The 652-nt window shown below is 60.6% G+C and carries 1 protein-coding gene; it reads left to right on the top strand.

Going from position 1 to position 652, the window contains the following annotated elements:
• The coding region (locus AC3WT9_RS34630) for a condensation domain-containing protein (protein WP_492408991.1) at positions 1-652 on the top strand (652 nt) is incomplete at both ends.

The raw sequence follows: 652 nt of genomic DNA, 5'->3' as shown, positions 1-652 counted from the left end.
GATTCCGTCCTACTTTGTGGAGCTGGAGAAGCTGCCGCTAACCCCTAACGGCAAGGTGGACCGTAAGGCGCTGCCGGAGCCGCAAGGACAGATTCAGGCGGGAAGCGAATATGTGGCGCCGCGCAGCAAGATGGAGGCGAAGCTGGCAACGATTTGGCAGAACGTGCTCCAAGTCGGACAAGTCGGGATCCAAGACAACTTCTTCGAGCTGGGCGGGGATTCGATCAAAGCCGTTCAGATCGCCGCGCGGCTGCGGGGGCACGGGCTGCACTTGGGGATCCGTGAGCTGTTCCGGTATCCGACAATTCTGGAGCTGTGTCCGCATGTGCAGAAGTTGGCGCGGCAGATCGATCAGCGTCCGGTCGAAGGCAAAGTACGATTAACTCCGATCCAGCAAGGGTTGTTTGAGCGGTCGCCGCAGCTGCCGCACCATTATAACCAGGCGGTCATGCTGCATCGCCGGGACGGATTCAACGAAGTCATTCTGCGCCGTGTGTTTGAACGGATCGCCCAGCATCATGATGCGCTGCGGATGAGGTACCGGGAAGAAGCGGGGGGCATCGTGCAGTGGAGCTGCGGGCCTCAAGAGGCGAGTTTCGGGCTGGACGTGATCGACTTGCGCGGGGAAACCGCGGTGGATACACGGATTGCG

This window comes from Paenibacillus sp. EB106-06-01-XG199, assembly GCF_058791575.1.
The sequence above is the reverse complement of the archived record's forward strand: the minus strand, read 5'-3'. Positions and strand labels throughout refer to the sequence as shown.